General features: G+C 58.9%; 1 protein-coding gene. It reads left to right on the top strand.

Features of this window, described 5'->3' with window-relative positions:
* Positions 1-538 (top strand): response regulator (locus JNK74_29990; protein ID MBL7650401.1); only part of this gene is annotated, 538 nt, incomplete at both ends.

Here is a 538-nt window from a genome sequence, read left to right as displayed (position 1 = left end):
GGAGTTGGAGGAACCCTACACCCGGCTGCATTTGGATGCACGATGCGGCCCCTATGTGGTGATCTCCGTCACCGACACCGGCAGCGGGATCCCGCACGAGATCATCGAAAAGATTTTCGAGCCCTTTTTCACCACCAAAGACTCGGGTCGTGGCACCGGGCTGGGTCTCTCGACGGTGCTCGGCATCGTCAAGGGGCATGGGGGCTTTCTCAACGTCTATAGCGAGCCGGGCAAAGGAACCCGTTTCACCGTCTACCTCCCAGCACTGGCGACCGAGAGGCAAATCACCGTTCAGAAACAAGATCCCGTTCGTTGGTCCGGAAAAGGGGAGTGTGTGCTGGTCATCGACGATGAGAGTTCATTCCGAGATATCACGAAGTCCATCCTCGAGCGCTACAATTACCGCGTTCTCACTGCCAGCGAGGGATCCGGCGCCTTGGCACTGGTGGCTCAGCACCGGGGAGAAATCGCCCTGGCCATCACCGACATGATGATGCCCGAGATGGATGGGGCCACGACTCTCAAGGCCCTCCATAAG

The organism is Candidatus Hydrogenedentota bacterium, from assembly GCA_016791475.1.
In the GTDB taxonomy this organism is placed as follows: Bacteria; Hydrogenedentota; Hydrogenedentia; order Hydrogenedentales; family JAEUWI01; genus JAEUWI01.
This window is presented reverse-complemented; position numbering and strand designations above follow the sequence as displayed.